This window comes from Streptomyces sp. NPDC043680 (assembly GCF_056436685.1).
Window position 1 is genome coordinate 65,726 of the sequence record NZ_JBWKCE010000002.1, and the last position, 16,191, is coordinate 81,916.

A 16,191-nucleotide genomic window follows, 5' to 3' on the forward strand; every position below is an offset into this window, starting at 1 on the left:
GTGGCGAGCACGGTGCGGAACGGGCGTTGCGCACCGCGCAACGCCCCGCCCCGTCTCCGTTCGCTCGCTCCGGTCGCTCCGTTCGCTGCGAAAGGCCCGACGCATGGACCTGATCCCGCTGCCCCAGGCCGTCGACCTCCGCGAGGACGCGCCCCCGTACGCCTTTGGGCCCGGGCCCGTCCTCGCCACCGGCCCGGGCGCCGAGGGCACCGCGCGCTGGCTGCGCCGGGAGCTCGGCGCGGCCACCGGCTGGGACCTCCCTGAGGCCGGCCCGGAAGCCGCCGCGGACATCCGGCTGCGCCTCGACGCCGACGGCGTCGCACGGCTCGGGCCCGAGGGTCACCGCATCACGGTCGACGCCACCGGCGTGGAACTGGCCGGGGCAGACGCGGCCGGGCTGTTCTGGGCCGCCCAGACGCTGCGTCAGCTGCTGGGACCCGACGCCCACCGGCGGGCTCCGCTGGGCGGGCGCGGCGGGCGGGTCTGGAGCCTGCCGCACGGGACGATCGCGGACGCCCCCCGCTTCGGCTGGCGCGGGCTCATGCTCGACGTGGCCCGGCACTTCCTGCCCAAGGACGGCGTCCTGCGCGCCATCGACCTGCTCACCGCCCACAAGCTCAACGTGCTGCACCTGCACCTGACGGACGACCAGGGCTGGCGGGTCGAGATCACGCGCCACCCGCGGCTGACCGGGGTCGGCGCCTGGCGGCCCCGCAGCCGCTGGGGCCACCGGGCCTCACCCCTGTGGAACGAGACCCCGCACGGCGGCTTCTACACGCAGGACGACATCCGCGAGATCGTCGCCTACGCCGCCGAGCGGCACGTGCGGGTGGTCCCGGAGATCGACGTACCGGGGCACTCGCAGGCGGCGATCGCCGCGTACCCCGAACTGGGGAACACGGACGTGGTCGACACCTCGGCGCTGGGCGTGTGGGACGACTGGGGGATCAGCGAGAACGTGCTCGCACCGACCGAGGCCGTGCTGCGCTTCTACGAGGGCGTGTTCGAGGAGCTGCTGGAGCTGTTCCCGCCGGAGGTCTCGCCGTTCGTGCACGTCGGCGGTGACGAATGCCCCAAGGCGCAGTGGCGCGCCTCGGCGCGCGCCCAGGCGCGGATCCGGGAACTGGGCGTGGACGGGGAGGACGGGCTCCAGGCCTGGTTCATCCGGCACTTCGACGCCTGGCTCGCCCGCCGCGGCCGGCGCCTGATCGGCTGGGACGAGATCCTGGAGGGCGGACTCGCCCCGGGAGCCGCGGTGTCCTCGTGGCGCGGCTACGCGGGCGGGATCGCCGCCGCGGAGGCCGGACACGACGTGGTGATGTGCCCCGAGCAGCAGGTGTACCTGGACCACCGTCAGGCGGGCGGCCCCGACGAACCGGTGCCGATCGGCTACGTGCGCTCGCTGGAGGACGTCTACCGCTTCGAGCCGGTGCCGCCGCGGCTGCCGGCCCGGGCGGCCGCCCATGTGCTGGGCGCGCAGGCCAATGTGTGGACCGAGGTGATGGAGAACCGGAGCCGGGTGGACTACCAGGTGTTCCCGCGACTCGCCGCCTTCGCCGAGACGGTGTGGTCGCGGCTGCCGGAGCCGGACGCGCGCGACTACGCCGGCTTCGAGGCCCGGATGGCCGGACATTACCGGCGGTTGGACGCGCTCGGCGTCGAATACCGGCCGCCGGGAGGCCCGTTGCCGTGGCAGCGGCGTCCGGGCGTGCTCGGGCGCCCGATCGAGGGCGAGCCGCCCTTCGTGTGAGCGAGGCGGTGTGAGCCGGGGGAACTCTCGTGGGAATCCCGGGCATTCGGTTGATTCTGCCGCTTTCCCCGATACGGGGTGGACGGGATGTGCAGGGCATGCGGGGTAGGGGGCGCATACGGCGCAAAATGGACGGGTTGGAGCTCCGGGGGGCGCCCGCCGGGCCCTCGCGCCGGGAGGCCGGACCCTCGCGCCGGGAGGTGGGGAAGATGTGCCAGAGTTGCCACGTCCCGGCGGTGAGCACGTACCGTACGGCGGACAGGCGTGAGCGCCGGGACCGGGACATCGGGAAGGGGCAGCTGGGTTGACCACGCACGCACCGCACGCAGTGCACGCACCGCATTCTTCTCAGGGGGCTCAGGGCCCGCAGGCGGCGCAGTCCGTGATGCTGCCGGCCTCGCTCGACGAGGCCGTGGCGGCGCTCACGGCCATGCCCGCGGCCGTGCCCGTCGCCGGTGGCACCGACCTCATGGCCGCCGTCAACGCCGGCCAGCTGCGGCCCGCCGCACTGGTGGGTCTCGGCCGGATCAACGAGATCCGCGGCTGGCAGTACCAGGACGGCCACGCCCTGCTCGGCGCCGGCCTGACCCACGCCCGGATGGGACGGCCGGACTTCGCCGCCCTGATCCCCGCGCTCGCCGCGGCCGCCCGGGCCGCCGGACCGCCGCAGATCCGCAACGCGGGCACGCTCGGCGGGAACATCGCCAGCGCCGCGCCGACGGGCGACGCGCTGCCCGTCCTGGCCGCGCTGGAGGCCGTGCTCCTCGTCGTCGGCCCGGGCGGCTCGCAGCGGGAGATCCCGGTCTCGTACCTGCTGGCCGGCCGCGAGATGCTGCGGCCCGGGGAACTGATCGGCTTCGTGCGGGTGCCGCTGCTGCACGCGCCGCAGGTGTTTCTGAAGGCCACCGGCCGTACGGGGCCGGGGCGCGCGGTGGCGTCCGTGGGGCTCGTACTGGACCCGGCGCGCCGGGGTGTGCGCTGCGCGATCGGCGCGGTCGCCCCGATGCCGCTGCGGCCCCTGGAAGCCGAGCAGTGGGTGGCCTCGTTGATCGACTGGGACGGGGAGCGGAACCTGGCCCCCGAGGCGCTGGAGGCCTTCGGCGAGTACGTCGCGGCCGCCTGCGTCCCCGACCAGGGGGAACCGGTGGCTCCCGGGGTACTGCATCTGCGGCGGACGGTGGCCGTGCTGGCACGGAGGGCCCTGGGGAGGGCGCTGACCTCATGAGCGGGAACGAGAACGAGAACGTGAGCGGTACGACGGAGGACGCGGGGTCCGCGGGCGGCTACGGAGACCAGGGCGGTCAGGGCGCTTACGGAGAGCAGGGCGGTCAGGGCGCGTACGGGGGCCAGGGCGGTCAAGGCGCGTACGGCGGTCAGGGCGGTTCCGGTTGGGGCTGGGAGCCGGTCCCGCACGGCGGCGACTTCGACTCCGACGCGACGGCCTTCGTGAAGCTGCCGCAGGACATGCTGGACGCGCTCGGCACCGGGGAGCCGCTCGCCGCCCCCGGGCACGGCTACGTGCCGCCGCCGATGATCGTGCCGCTCGGCTCCGCCGCCAGTACGGATCCTGCGGCGACGGGCACCTGGACGATTCCGGGGGTGCAGTGGCCGGAGGCGGGCGCGGGCGCACCCCAGGGCGGGGGCACGGCTCCCGCGGCCGGGGCGGCCTCTCCCGCTCCGCTCGGCGGACCGATCCCGGCGTCGGTCCCGATCCCCGCGTCGGTGGCTGCGGGGTTCGCGGACCCGGCCGGCGGTCCGGCCCCCGCCGAGGACGGGCACGACCCCGGCGCCACCGCCGAGTGGCGGTTCCCGGAGGCGGCGCAGGAGCCCGAGCCGGTGGCGACCGGGCAGTGGACCCTGCCGGAACTGTCCGAGCAGACGGGCGAGTTCCGCCCGAGCGCCCCGACGGCGGACTGGAGCCAGGCCCCGGCCACGCTGCCGGGCGGCGCGGCGGCCCCGTGGGCCGCGCACCCCGACTTCGAGAAGGCGCGCGCAGGTGCCCCGCTGAGCTCTGGCGTGCTTCCGGACGCGCAGGCCGAGGCGGGCGGACCGGGCGGCACCTCGGGCGCGGGCCTGCGGCTGCTCGGCGGTCCCGGCGTCGGCGGCCCGGGGGCCGATGGTGCCGGTGTCGCCGGTGTCGCCGGCCCTTCGCGCGGGCCGCGTGTGCTGGGCGGGCCCGGTGTGGGCACCCTGCCGGAGCCGGAGCCGGAGCCGGAGCCGGAGCCGGCGGCGGTGCCGGTGCCGGAGCCGGTGGCTGCTTCGGCTGCGCCGGAACACGGCCCGGAGTACGGGGCGGGGGCGGCTGCTGCTGCGGGTTCGGCTGCGGCTGCGGCTTCCGCTGCGGTTGAGGCCTCGGCTGCGGCTTCCGCCTCGGCTGCTGCTTCGGCTTCCGCCGGGCCCGAGCCGGAGCCCGTGGCTGCGGCTCCGCACGACATCGAGGCCGCTCACGGCCCGGCGGCGATGCAGGCTGCGGGGGAGCGGCCGCACCCGGGGGCGGAGCAGGCCGAGACCCCGGCCGTGGACGCCGCTGCCGGGGCGGGCCCCGGCCCGGCAGCGGTCGCCGACGGGGATTCCGCCCGGGTTTCCGACAGCGGGGGCGAAGCGGGCGGCGAGGCTCCGGCGGGCGGGGCCGACCCCGCGTACGCGGGGGGCTTCACGGAGGCCGGGGGAACCCTCGGGCAGGGCTCCAGCGCCTCCGCGCACGGCCCGGACGGTGGCGCGGCGGAGCCCGCCGGGGCGGGCGGGCACGGCTTCGCCGAAGCCTCCCTCCCGGGCTCCGGCGAAGACACGGCCGCGCCCGCGCCGGGTGCGGGTACCGCGGACAGCGCTGTGGCGGCGCCGGATGCGGGGACCGCCGAGGGTTTCCCGGGCGAGGAGGCGACGTACGGGGAAAACCAGCCGGAAACCGCCGCCGTCGCCCATCACGAGCACCCGCTGGCTTCCTACGTCCTGCGCGTCAACGGCGCCGACCGCCCCGTCACGGGCGCCTGGATCGGCGAATCCCTGCTCTACGTGCTGCGCGAGCGCCTCGGCCTCGCCGGCGCCAAGGACGGCTGCTCGCAGGGCGAGTGCGGCGCCTGCGCCGTGCAGGTCGACGGCCGGCTCGTCGCCTCCTGCCTCGTGCCGGCCGCGACGACCGCCGGGAGCGAGGTGCGTACGGTCGAGGGGCTCGCGAGCGGCGGGGAACTCTCGGACGTGCAGCAGGCGTTGTGCAGGTCGGGTGCGGTGCAGTGCGGGTTCTGCGTGCCCGGCATGGCCATGACCATCCATGACCTGCTGGAGGGCAACCACGCCCCGAGCGAGCTGGAGACCCGCCAGGCCCTGTGCGGGAACCTGTGCCGCTGCTCCGGCTACAAGGGCGTCATCGAGGCGGTGCGCGAGGTCGTCGCCGAGCGGGAGGCGGCCGGCGCCGCCGACGCGCAGCAGGCGGCAGCGGCCGAGCAGCGCACCCCGCACCTCCCCCACATCCCGCACCAGGCGCCGCCCGGCGAGGGCGGTGTCCACGGAATGCCGGGGGCGCACGGGGCTCCGGGGGCGCACGGGACCGACGGGCCGCACGAGACCCACCACAACGGAGGCATGGCGTGAGCGGGCACGACGCGGCCACGGCGACGGGGACGGCGACGGTGACGGTGTCCACGGGGGCGGCGGCCGCCGCGGTCGCCGAGGCGGGCGAGCAGGAAGTCCTGCGCGGAATCGGGGTCTCCGTCCCGGCCGCCGACACCCGCGCCAAGGCCGAGGGCACCTTCCCCTACGCCGCCGACCTGTGGGCCGAGGGCCTGCTCTGGGCCGCCGTGCTGCGCTCCCCGCACGCCCACGCCCGCATCCTGTCCGTCGACACCTCCGCCGCCGCCGAGATGCCCGGCGTGCGGGCCGTCGTCACCCACGCCGACATCCCCGGCGCGAGCACGCACGGCCGCCGGATCGCCGACCGGCCGGTCTTCGCCCACGACGTCGTACGCCACCACGGCGAGCCCATCGCCGCCGTCGCCGCCGACCACCCGGACACGGCCCGCCTCGCCGCGGCCGCCATCGCGGTGGAGTACGAACTCCTCGACGCCGTCACCGACCCCGAGCAGTCCTTCGGCGCCCCGCCCCTGCACCCCGACGGCAACCTGATCCGGCACATCCCGCTGCGCTACGGCGACCCGGAGGCCACCGGCGAGGTCGTCGTCGAGGGCCTCTACCGCATCGGCCGCCAGGACCCTGCGCCCATCGGTGCCGAGGCCGGCCTCGCCGTGCCCCGCCCCGACGGCGGCGTGGAGATCTACACCGCCTCCACCGACCCGCACCTGGACCGCGACCTGGCGGCGGCGTGCTTCGGGCTGGAGCCCGACCGCGTCCGCGTCGTGGTCACCGGTGTGCCCGGCGCCACCGCCGACCGCGAGGACGCGGCCTTCCAGCTCCCGCTGGGCCTCCTCGCCCTCCGTACGGGCCACCCGGTCAAACTCGCCGCCACCCGCGAGGAGTCCTTCCTCGGCCACACCCACCGCCACCCGACGCTGCTGCGCTACCGCCACCACGCGGACGCGGAGGGCCGCCTGGTCAAGGTGGAGGCCCAGATCCTGATGGACGCCGGCGCCTACGCGGACTCCTCCGCCGAGTCGCTGGCGGCGGCGGTGGCCTTCGCCTGCGGCCCGTACGTCGTCCCGCACGCCTTCGTCGAGGGCTGGGCGGTCCGTACGAACAACCCGCCGTCGGGCCACGTCCGCGGCGAGGGCGCGATGCAGGTCTGCGCGGCGTACGAGGGCCAGATGGACAAGCTCGCGGCCGCCCTCGGCCTCGACGGCGCCGAACTGCGCCTGCGCAACGTACTGGCCACCGGCGACCTGCTCCCCACCGGCCAGACGGTCACCTGCCCGGCACCGGTGGCGGAACTGCTGCGCGCGGTACGCGACTTCGAGCTGCCCTCCCTCCCGAAGGACACCCCGGAGGACGAGTGGCTCCTGCCGGGCGGCCCGGAGGGCGCGGGCGAGCCGGGCGCGGTGCGGCGCGGCGTCGGGTACGGCGTCGGCATGGTGCACATGCTCGGCGCGGAGGGCACGGACGAGGTGTCGACGGCCACGGTCAAGGTGGTCGACGGAGCGGCCACCGTGATCTGCGCGGCGGTCGACACCGGCCAGGGCTTCGCCACCCTCGCCCGCCAGATCGTGCAGGAGACGCTGGGCGTGGACGAGGTGGTGACGGCCCCGGTCGACACGGACCAGCCGCCGGCGGGCCCGTCCGCGCACGGCCGCCACACGTGGGTGTCGGGAGGCGCGGTCGAACGGGCCGCGAAGATGGTCCGCACCCAGCTCCTCCAGCCCATGGCGCACAAGCTGGGCATGTCGACGGAACTCCTCCAGATCCAGGACGGCCGGATCACCTCCTACGACGGCGCCTTCTCGACGACGGTCGCGGAGGCGATGGAGGGCAAGGAACTCTGGGCCACGGCCCAGTGCCGCCCCCACCCCACGGAACCGCTGGACGCGGACGGCCAGGGCGATGCCTTCGTGGGCCTGGCCTTCTGCGCGATCCGCGCGGTGGTCGACGTGGACATCGAGCTGGGCTCGGTACGGGTGGTCGAGCTGGCGGTGGCCCAGGACGTGGGCCGCATCCTCAACCCCCGCCAGCTGGAGGCCCGTATCGAAGCGGGCGTCACCCAGGGCGTGGGCGCGGCCCTGACGGAGAACCTCCGCTCGGCCTCGGGCGTCATCCGCCACCCGGACCTGACGGGCTACGCCCTGCCGACCTCGCTGGACGCCCCGACGGTCCGCATCGTCAAACTGGTCGAAGAACGCGACGTGGTGGCCCCGTTCGGCGCGAAGGCGGCGAGCGCGATCCCTGTGGTGACGACGCCGGCGGCGGTAGCCTCGGCAGTACGCGCGGCCACGGGCCGCCCGGTGAACAGGCTCCCGATCAGACCGTCAGCGGCGGTGGTGTCGCCCAACTCGTGACCGTGTGACCCGCATTGCACGTGCAACCCCGAGGTTGGGACTGTCGGCGACGGTCGCTAGAGTGATCGGGTAGGACGTGTGACGTGCGCGTGCGAACGGGTGCGAACGGGGACGGGGCGCACGGCGGAAACGCCGTGCCCACGGGGACGACGGGGAATCGGGGAGGCCATCGTGGCAGAGGAGCAGGCTTCGGGCCTGGCTGGGCTGGTGGGCAGTTCGGCGGGGTTGTCGGCGGCGATCATGGCGCAGGCGAAGGCGCTTGAGGTCGAGTTCGAGTCAATGACCGGTTACAAAAAGCTGGTCGACGACCTCCTGGACAAGCTCGACGGCTCCCCGGCAGACGACAAGAAACTAGCCCACGGCACCCTCCCTGAGGGGGCCCTCGGCAAGGGCTTCCCCGAGGCGGACGCCCTGTTCGATACGTACTCGAAGGTCCACACCCAGCTGCAGAACCTGTCCAAGGGCCTGGCGGGCCAGATCGAGGCCCTGGGCATCGCGATCCTGACGGCGGGCAAGGGCTTCGGTGGCGTGGACGAAGAAACCCAGGCGCGCATGCGGGCGATCGTCGCCCAGGCGAAGAAGGACTATGTCCCCGACCGGGACCCGCTGGCCAAGCAGGGCAAGGATGCCCAGCACGGGACCACGGACGAGGGTAAGCAGGGGAAGGGCAAGCTCTGATGGCAACGAACTTCGAGGGCTACACGCACCAGCAGCTGCTTGCCATGATCGCCTCGATCGACCCCGAGACGGTCAAGACCCGTGGCACGCAGCTGACGGAGGCCGCTGCCGCGATCAAGGAGATCGGCGAAAGCCTCAAGAAGCACAGGGTGAAGGGCTGGGAAGGCGATGCCGCCACGGCCTTCGAAGACTGGGTCAGCCGAGCGGGCAACGCCACCCTGCGCTTGGGCGAGTACAGCGCCGCGGGCGGCAAGTGGATGACCGAGGCCGCCCAGACCATGGTCGAGGTCAAGAAGAACATGCCGGCGTACGACACGGACGCGGCCGCCAACCTGAAGGCTTCCAAGGACTTCCATAACGACCCGGACTCGGCCAAGCTCGGCCAAATCGCCAGCGTCAAGCTGAACAGCGACCACCAGAAGGCCGTCGACGCCCTGACGAAGCTCGCCGGCTCGTACGACCAGTCGAAGACGCAGATGGGCAAGGCTGAAATCCCGACCTTCCCGCCACCGCCGGCGACTTTCACCCCGGTTGGTGACTATGGGAATGACGATTACGTCTCGCGTGGCTCTGGCGGGTCGTCCGGTTCTGTCGGTGCGTCGTACGCGCCGTCGGCCCCACGAAGCGATGGATCTTCCAGCGACCCGGGCTGGGTGACCGGCCACCAGCCGGACCCGAAGCTGCCCCCGACAACCGGACCCACGCCCGTGCCGATGGTCCCGGACCACGACGTGGACGTGGACCTCGACCACGTAGCAACCCTGCCCGACAAGACAGTCCCTCCGATCTCCACCCTGCCCCCTGGCCCCGGCCCGGGTGGCACCAGCCCTGTTGGGCCGGTGCCGCCAGTCTCGTTTCCGCCGATGAGTGGACCGACGCTGCCCATCGGAGGTGGCGGCCCCGTCAGTAAACTTCCGCCTCTGACGGCTCCGGGAGGGAAGACCGGCGGTCTTTCTCCTCTGCTCCCGCGTGACACCGGGATCGTCGGTGGTCGCCAGGTGACCACCGGTGGGCCCACGCCGGGAATCCCGCGCGGCAATGTCATCGGTCACGAAGGCGGCTCGCAAGCTGGTCGTGGCATGGGCGCCGGAATGCATCCTGGCGCGGGTGGCCCTCATGGCGGCGGCCAGAGCGGTTCTTCGACGGGACGCCGACTGGCGATGGAGCCGGGCGGTGTCGTCGGTGGCCGTCAGGCCGGGGCGATTGGCCGCCCGACCACGGGCGGTCAGCCGTTCACACAGGGCGGCTCGGGTCTCGTACGCAACAATGCCGGCTCGGGCCCGGCTCGCAGCGGGATCGGACACGCCGGTGCGGGTGTCCACACCGCGGGCAACAAGCGAGACCACAACGCGGGCGAGCGCCCCGACTACCTGGCCGAGGACGAAGAAACCTGGCAGGGCAACGATCGCGTTGTGCCGCCAGTGATCGACTGAGAGAACGGACTTTGCACGTGATGCGCCTGCGCAAGGCGACCTCAGCCCTGATGGGCCTCCTGCTAGCGGGGGTCGCCGCGACGCCTGCTCACGCGGAGACGGTTCGGTCCAAGCAGTGGCATCTCGACGCCATGAAAGCTGACGACATCTGGAAGATCAGCACCGGCAAGGGTGTCACTGTCGCAGTGATCGATACCGGTGTGGCTCAAATTCCTGAGCTGGAAGGACAGGTGCTTAAAGGTCGGAACTTTGCATCTGAGTCGTACAAGGGTGACGAACGTACCGACTACAACAATCACGGCACCAGTATGGCCGCGATCATTGCTGGCAATGGCAAGGGGCCGAGTGGTTCGGACAGTGCGTTCGGTCTTGCCCCAGGAGCAAAGATCCTCCCCCTGCGGGTGGACCTTGGGGGTGATGGGACGGCGCCCTACAGGTCGATCATTGAGGCGATTCGGTATGCCGCAGACTCGGATGCCAAGATTTTGAACATTTCGATGGGTAACTTCTCGGAAAGTGGCGATCTTGCGGATGCGGTCAAGTATGCCATGGATAAAGGCAAGCTCATCTTTGCGGCTGTCGGGAACGACGGCCAAACTACAAATGATGTCCGATACCCTGCCGCAACGCCAGGCGTAGTGGGTATCGGTGCCGTTGACCCTGACGGTGCAGCGACAAAAGAGTCCCACCACAACAAGTATGTCGACATGTCGGCTCCAGGGGTCGATATCGTGACTGGCTGCAGCGGGGGCACGGGTCTTTGCAAGGGGCATGGCACTAGCGATGCGACTGCCCTTGCGTCTGCTTCCGCCGCCCTGCTTTGGTCTGCCCACCCCGCGTGGACCAACAACCAGGTACTTCGGGTGATGCTGAATACAGCGGGTAAGCCAGATGACGGGGACCGTAATGACTATGTCGGCTACGGCGTAGTCCGTCCTCGGATCGCCGTGCCGACCCCCGGCGACCCCGGACCCGCGGATGTGTACCCGCTCCCCGACCTCGCAGCAGCTGATAAGAAGTCACTGTCCCCATCGGCGGACGGTAACGTCAATGAGTCGCCGACGCCCCAGGCCGAAGCCAAGAAGGGTGAAGGTAGTTCTCTTCCTTGGCTCGCCTTCGGATTGGGCGCCTGTTTGGTTTTGGGTGGAGCCGTGGCCGCGGTCGTCGTCCGTCGCAACCGCTGATGTACAAGGCGACTTCAGCCCTTGTGGGTCTTCTATTGGCCGGGGTCGTCGCGACCCCGGCCCAGGCGGCCACGATTCGATCACAGCAATGGCATCTCGGCGCCATGAAGGCCGACGACATCTGGAAAATCAGTACTGGCAAGGGCGTCACTGTGGCGGTGATCGACAGTGGCGTTGCGCGCATCCCCGAGCTGGAAGGACAAGTTCTAGCCGGCAAGGATTTTGCCACGTCATACGAGGGTGACGAACGTACCGACTACGACCGACACGGTACGACTATGGCTGCAGTCATCGCAGGCTCCGGTAAGCATCCCAGCGGAGATGGTGCGTTCGGTCTCGCGCCCGGAGCCAAGATCCTTCCCATTCGGGTACCTCATGAGTTCAACGAGACCAGTCCGTCATGGACTGAGGCGATTCGCTTTGCGGCTGACTCCGACGCCAAAGTCATCAACATCTCCATGGTCACACCTAAGGACGATCCGGCTCGGCTTGAAGCGGTGAAGTATGCCCTGTCAAAGGGCAAGTTGATCTTTGCTGGCGCTGGTAACTCCGGGGACACGACTAACGAGATTCTCTATCCGGCTGCGACGCCGGGTGTCGTGGGTGTCTCTGCCGTTGACCCGAGCGGCGGACCTACCAAGGAATCTCAGCATGGCTCACAAATCGATCTCTCGGCTCCCGGAGAGGACATTTTCACCGCCTGCGCGGGAGAGAGCGGATTTTGTAAGTCACACGGCACCAGTGACGCGACGGCGCTCGCTTCCGCTTCGGCCGCACTGCTCTGGTCCGCGCACCCCGACTGGACCAACAACCAGGTCCTCCGTGTCCTCCTGAACACCGCCGGCAAGGCCGATGACGGTAAGGAGCGGAACGACTACCTCGGCTACGGCATCGTGCGGCCCAAGATCGCGCTGCCGACTCCCGGTGACCCCGGTCCGGCGGATGTGTACCCGCTCCCTGACCTGGCCGCCGCCGACGCCAAGAACTCGCCCGCTCCGTCGGCCGACGGCAAGAAGCCGGCGTCCGATGCACCTCAGGCCGAGGCCAAGGAGGACGGCGGCAGCAACCTGCCCTGGATCGCCCTCGGGCTGGGCGCTTGCGTGATCATCGGTGGGGCCGTGGTTGCAGTGGTCGTTCGCCGGAACCGCTGACCGGGGGCCGGGACGGCCCCCGTCACCGTCGCTCAGTCCCGGCAGGGTGATCCTCATCTTGTCCTGAAAGAGTCTCACCCTCAGGGCACCATGCACACCAACAGCGTCACAACCTGTGCGTGCCTTCTACATCCCCACCCCCGGGTGGCTTCAATTGCATCCCTCCACCCCCGGGGCCCCTGCACGGAGGTCGAGCGAACCGACCCCGTCGGCTACGGTGTCATCCGCCCTCGCTGACCCCCAGCGGTCGCAAGAACGACGGCCGACCAAGTCGAGCTGACCCGAGCCGTCACCACGCGTACCGAGGCAGGACGGAAGGAGACGAGCACGCGATGTCGTTCGACGAGGAATGGTCCGCCGCGCGGGCCACCGCCGCGGCCAATGTCTCCATGCGGCTCAACCACGTCCCCAACGACCCCGGCGGCAGCGGCAACACCGCCGGCGGCGACCTGGAGCTCAACCAGGACCACATCGGAGCCATCGGCACCGAGGCGTACAAGCTCCACTCTCGCCTACAGACCGACGGCAAGCACGCCGCCGCCACCACCACCGAAGCCGCGAGCGCCCTCACGAAGGGGAACTTCGCCAGCGGGGCGGCTCTGCAGAAGGTACAGTCCCGCTGGGAAAGCCAGGTGAAGACCCTTGTGGCCGCCTGCGCCAACATCTCCAACGGCCTCAACTACTCCGTTGCCTCCCACGCCAAGGACGAGCAACAGCTCCAGGCCGACTTCGCCGTCTCCGCGATCGACCAATACCTCAAGTAGGTGCGCATATGCTGACGTACGAGAACGTGGTCAACGCACCGCTCGACAAGCTCCAGACTGCGATGGACGACTGGAAGGCCATGGCCGACAAGCTCGAAGAGCTGGCCGAGGCTGCCCGTAACGGCATGAAGGCAAAGGCCGACAAGGCCGAGTGGAGCGGGGTCACGGCAGGGGTCGGGCGGGCGTTCGTCGACAAGTCGGCGAAGGAATTCGAGGACGCGGCCAAGGAGGCCACGGGCATTCACAAGGCCCTGACCGAGGGACACGCCGCGTTCAAGGCGGCCAAGGAGCAACTCAGGAAGATCGTGGCCGAGGAGGCGCCCGCCGCCGGATTCCAAGTGGATGCGGCTGGCCGGGTATCGGCCGCCCCACTCGCCACCGAGGCCGAACGGAACGCGGCTCGGCACGATCCGGACTACCAGTTGGTGCGCCAGAACCGTGGTCTCTGGCAGCAGAAGATCGACGCCATCGTCGACGGCTGCGATGACGTAGACCAGTCGCTGGCACGCGCGCTCGCTGCGAACGTCACCGACGACCACGACTTCAGCGGACCCAAGTATGCGAGCCTCGACGCCGAGCAGGCCGGACATGCCGCCGACCTCGCCAGGAAGGGGCGCGACCTGACACACGCCGAGCTCGGCGAGCTCAACGAGCTGCTGGCGGACAACGCCAAGGTTCCGGAGTTCTCCAGGGACTTCTACACGGCGCTCGGACCCATGGGCGCGCTCCAGTTCTTCGGGTACATGTCCACGGATACGTACGACTACTCCAAACTGGACGAGCAGCGACTCAAGGACGTCCAGGAACTCCAGAAGAACCTGGGCCTCAACCTCGCCACCGCCACGAACTCCCACAACGAGCCCCACCTACCGGACAGCTTCGCCCAGGAGATGCGCAAGCTGGGCACTCAGCACATCCCCCTCGCGAAGTACGACCAGAACCCGCCGTACGGGTACCAGCTACTCGGCGGCATCATGCGGTACGGGAACTACGACCCGAAGTTCCTCGTCCCGATCGCCGAGCACGCGACGCAGCTGCACGCCAAGAACACGGACTTCTTCAACCAGGCCCGGCGTCTCGACGGCTACGGCAAGAACCTCTTCAACCCATCCGGGGTCAACGGCGCCGGCTACGACCCGGTGGTCAGCTTCCTTGAGGCATTGGGCCACAGCCCGGAAGCGGCCCAGCAGTTCTTCGACCCCGAGCGGCCACCACACGCGTACAACGAGGACGGCACGGAGAAGTCCGGCCCCGCTGATCTCGGCAAGGGTGCCGACAAGAAGCCCCTCAAGAGCTACCTCGACTTCTTCGGCAACGCCAAGTACGACTTCACCATCGACATGGAGGGCACCAACCCGGACGACCTGAAGACGGTCCAGCAGTACATGCCAAACGCCCTCGGCCACGCGCTGGAGGCGGCGACCCTGGGCCACGCCTGGGACGATCTGTCGCCCAAGCTGGAGCGCGACGAGGTGTCGACGCGCATCATGCAGGAGGTCGTGTCCAAGTACGGCGGGGATGCGGCCCTGCTGAAGAACCAGGAGTCCATGGCGGACAGCCTCGGGCGGATGGGAGCCGGCTACATCGATGACTTGAACCACGCACTGAACGACAACAGCTCAGTAAGCGTCTTCGCCGGGGTCGCCGACGGCCATGCGGAATTCGATCGGGAAGCTGCTCGTAAATTCCTCAGCAGCCTGGGCCAGCATCCTGATTCGTACGTCACGATGTCGCGGGCGGAGTCGATCTTCCAGGCCTCGGTGCTGGAGTCCCAGGTGGGCGCCGGGGGAAAGCTCAACGAGAGCGGTCTGATGGAGGCGGCCCGGACCGGCGGGGAATTCCAGGGGATCCTGGACGAGTCTCGCGGCAAGCAGATCGACGCCGATGCGGAGAAGTGGCTGAAGGACTACGACCGGGCCCTGGAGAAGCGGTCGGGCTGGATCGAGTTCGGTACCACGGCAGCCATCGCGGCTGGTGTGGCCTTCTTCCCGGCCACTGCTCTGGCAGCCGGCGCCGCGGCCGTGATCGTGCCCCTCGCCGTCGACACCGGCAGCGGTGCGCTGGAGCAGGCCGCAGGCGGGCTCATCAGCGACTGGTCGAACGAGGAGTCCGAGCGGCAGAAGGACAAGAGCGAGGGCAAGGCCCACGATGACAAGGCGAGCGTGTACCAGTCAGGGGAGCAGCACTCCCGAGGACCCGTGGACAGCTTCCTGAAGCGCCACCCGGTCAGCGACGACGACCCGCTGGACGAGGTACTGAGGCAGTCGTCGATGAACGGCTACAACACTGGCTGGGGTCTTGAGCGGCACACGGGCAACGAGACCCAGGTGAAAAAGTAGGTGCTGCCCGGATGAAGGAGAGACGCGGTGGCGCGGGGAAGGGCACGGCTCTCCGCAGCTGCGCCTCGCTGGGCGCAGTGCTGGCCGCTGTTCTCCTCGTGGGATGCAGCGGGCAGAAGGAGGACGATCAGCCGGTCCGTCTTTCCTCGGCAGAGGTGTGCGGCGACGGGCTCCTGAACGCGGGCGCTGCCCGAGCGGTCGAGCTGTTGACCGGGAGCACGGAATTCGACCCGCCCCGCAAAGACGCCAGCGCCCGCGTGGCAGCTGTGGCCGAGAGGCTTTCCGGTGGCTATGCGGCGATCGGTGCCTCCCCGGGAGACAGGGCCTGCGAGGCCGTGCCGTTCGACACGACGAACAGACGACGCCTGTCGGTGTCGTTCGAGATCCAGTCCGAGTTGCAGCGGACGGGGGAGGGCAGCGAGAGCGGTAAGGGCCACTACTGGGAGTACGACCTGGGCCGCAACGCCCTGGTCCTGTCCGACCGAGCCCTGCTCTTCTTCGACTGCGCGAGCCCTCGCCTCGCCGGGCCTGACAAAGCCGTACCGGTCAAGGTGAGTGTCAACGTCAACTCGGCTTCATCAGCGGATGAAACCGCTCTAAGGGAGGCCAACCTCGCCATCGCCCACTCCGCTGCCCTCGTGATGAGCAGGGAGCTGGCCTGCAAGGGCAACGGTGGCCTCCCGGACACCTTGATCGTCAAGGAGAAGGTCGCCAAGACGAAGCCGTGAGCCGAAGAGCCAAAAGCGAAGGCCGCCCAGACCCGGCTGGGCGGCCTTGCCGTGGAAGCCGTGACCGGAATCGAACCGGCGTAACTCGCTTTGCAGGCGAGTCCCTCAACCACTCGGGCACACGGCTGTGTGGTGCTTCCGGGAATGAAGCTACGGGGGGCGGGGAGCTTCGGGAAGGGCGGCGCGGGGGCTGCAATGGGACTGCCATGCTGCGTTCACAGTCGCGCG

11 protein-coding genes and 1 tRNA gene are annotated in these 16,191 nt (G+C 70.5%); 11 read left to right on the forward strand and 1 reads right to left on the reverse strand.

What is annotated here, in order from left to right:
* Window positions 1-103: 103 nt before the first annotated feature.
* From AC0666_RS03675 to AC0666_RS03725, 11 genes are all read left to right on the forward strand, one after another.
* Window positions 104-1,750, forward strand: a complete 1,647-nt coding sequence (locus AC0666_RS03675) for a beta-N-acetylhexosaminidase (RefSeq protein WP_468968398.1) — start codon at window positions 104-106, stop codon at window positions 1,748-1,750.
* 385 nt (window positions 1,751-2,135) lie between these two features.
* Window positions 2,136-2,975: an FAD binding domain-containing protein gene (locus AC0666_RS03680; protein WP_361725481.1), complete on the forward strand. Its 840-nt coding sequence runs from the start codon at window positions 2,136-2,138 to the stop codon at window positions 2,973-2,975.
* The gene (locus tag AC0666_RS03685; RefSeq protein ID WP_478707015.1) at window positions 2,972-5,338 is read left to right on the forward strand and encodes a (2Fe-2S)-binding protein; all 2,367 of its coding nucleotides are present in this window, start codon (window positions 2,972-2,974) and stop codon (window positions 5,336-5,338) included. Before AC0666_RS03680 ends, AC0666_RS03685 begins: the two co-directional genes overlap by 4 nt.
* Before the next feature lie 44 nt (window positions 5,339-5,382).
* Window positions 5,383-7,686 carry a xanthine dehydrogenase family protein molybdopterin-binding subunit gene (locus tag AC0666_RS03690; protein ID WP_478707190.1) on the forward strand — a complete coding sequence of 768 codons (2,304 nt, stop codon included), beginning with the start codon at window positions 5,383-5,385 and terminating at the stop codon, window positions 7,684-7,686.
* A 171-nt stretch (window positions 7,687-7,857) separates the two neighbouring features.
* A complete protein-coding gene (locus AC0666_RS03695) occupies window positions 7,858-8,364 on the forward strand; it encodes a DUF2563 family protein (protein WP_478707016.1) in 507 nt (168 codons plus the stop codon).
* Window positions 8,364-9,797 carry a WXG100 family type VII secretion target gene (locus AC0666_RS03700; RefSeq protein WP_478707017.1) on the forward strand — a complete coding sequence of 478 codons (1,434 nt, stop codon included), beginning with the start codon at window positions 8,364-8,366 and terminating at the stop codon, window positions 9,795-9,797. The genes AC0666_RS03695 and AC0666_RS03700 overlap by 1 nt, the downstream gene beginning before the upstream one ends.
* A gap of 20 nt (window positions 9,798-9,817) precedes the next feature.
* Entirely contained in the window at window positions 9,818-10,981 is a 1,164-nt protein-coding gene (gene mycP / locus AC0666_RS03705; RefSeq protein WP_478707018.1) for a type VII secretion-associated serine protease mycosin, read from the forward strand.
* Window positions 10,981-12,132, forward strand: a complete 1,152-nt coding sequence (mycP, locus tag AC0666_RS03710) for a type VII secretion-associated serine protease mycosin (RefSeq protein WP_478707019.1) — start codon at window positions 10,981-10,983, stop codon at window positions 12,130-12,132. Before mycP (AC0666_RS03705) ends, mycP (AC0666_RS03710) begins: the two co-directional genes overlap by 1 nt.
* Window positions 12,133-12,464: 332 nt before the next feature.
* Entirely contained in the window at window positions 12,465-12,896 is a 432-nt protein-coding gene (locus AC0666_RS03715) for a hypothetical protein (RefSeq protein ID WP_478707020.1), read from the forward strand.
* Between the two features lie 8 nt (window positions 12,897-12,904).
* Window positions 12,905-15,235: a hypothetical protein gene (locus tag AC0666_RS03720; RefSeq protein ID WP_478707021.1), complete on the forward strand. Its 2,331-nt coding sequence runs from the start codon at window positions 12,905-12,907 to the stop codon at window positions 15,233-15,235.
* Between the two features lie 11 nt (window positions 15,236-15,246).
* Window positions 15,247-15,963: a hypothetical protein gene (locus AC0666_RS03725; protein WP_478707022.1), complete on the forward strand. Its 717-nt coding sequence runs from the start codon at window positions 15,247-15,249 to the stop codon at window positions 15,961-15,963.
* A 52-nt stretch (window positions 15,964-16,015) separates the two neighbouring features.
* Here the strand turns inward: AC0666_RS03725 and AC0666_RS03730 are convergent.
* Window positions 16,016-16,090: transfer RNA gene (locus AC0666_RS03730), tRNA-Cys, on the reverse strand.
* Window positions 16,091-16,191 lie beyond the last annotated feature (101 nt).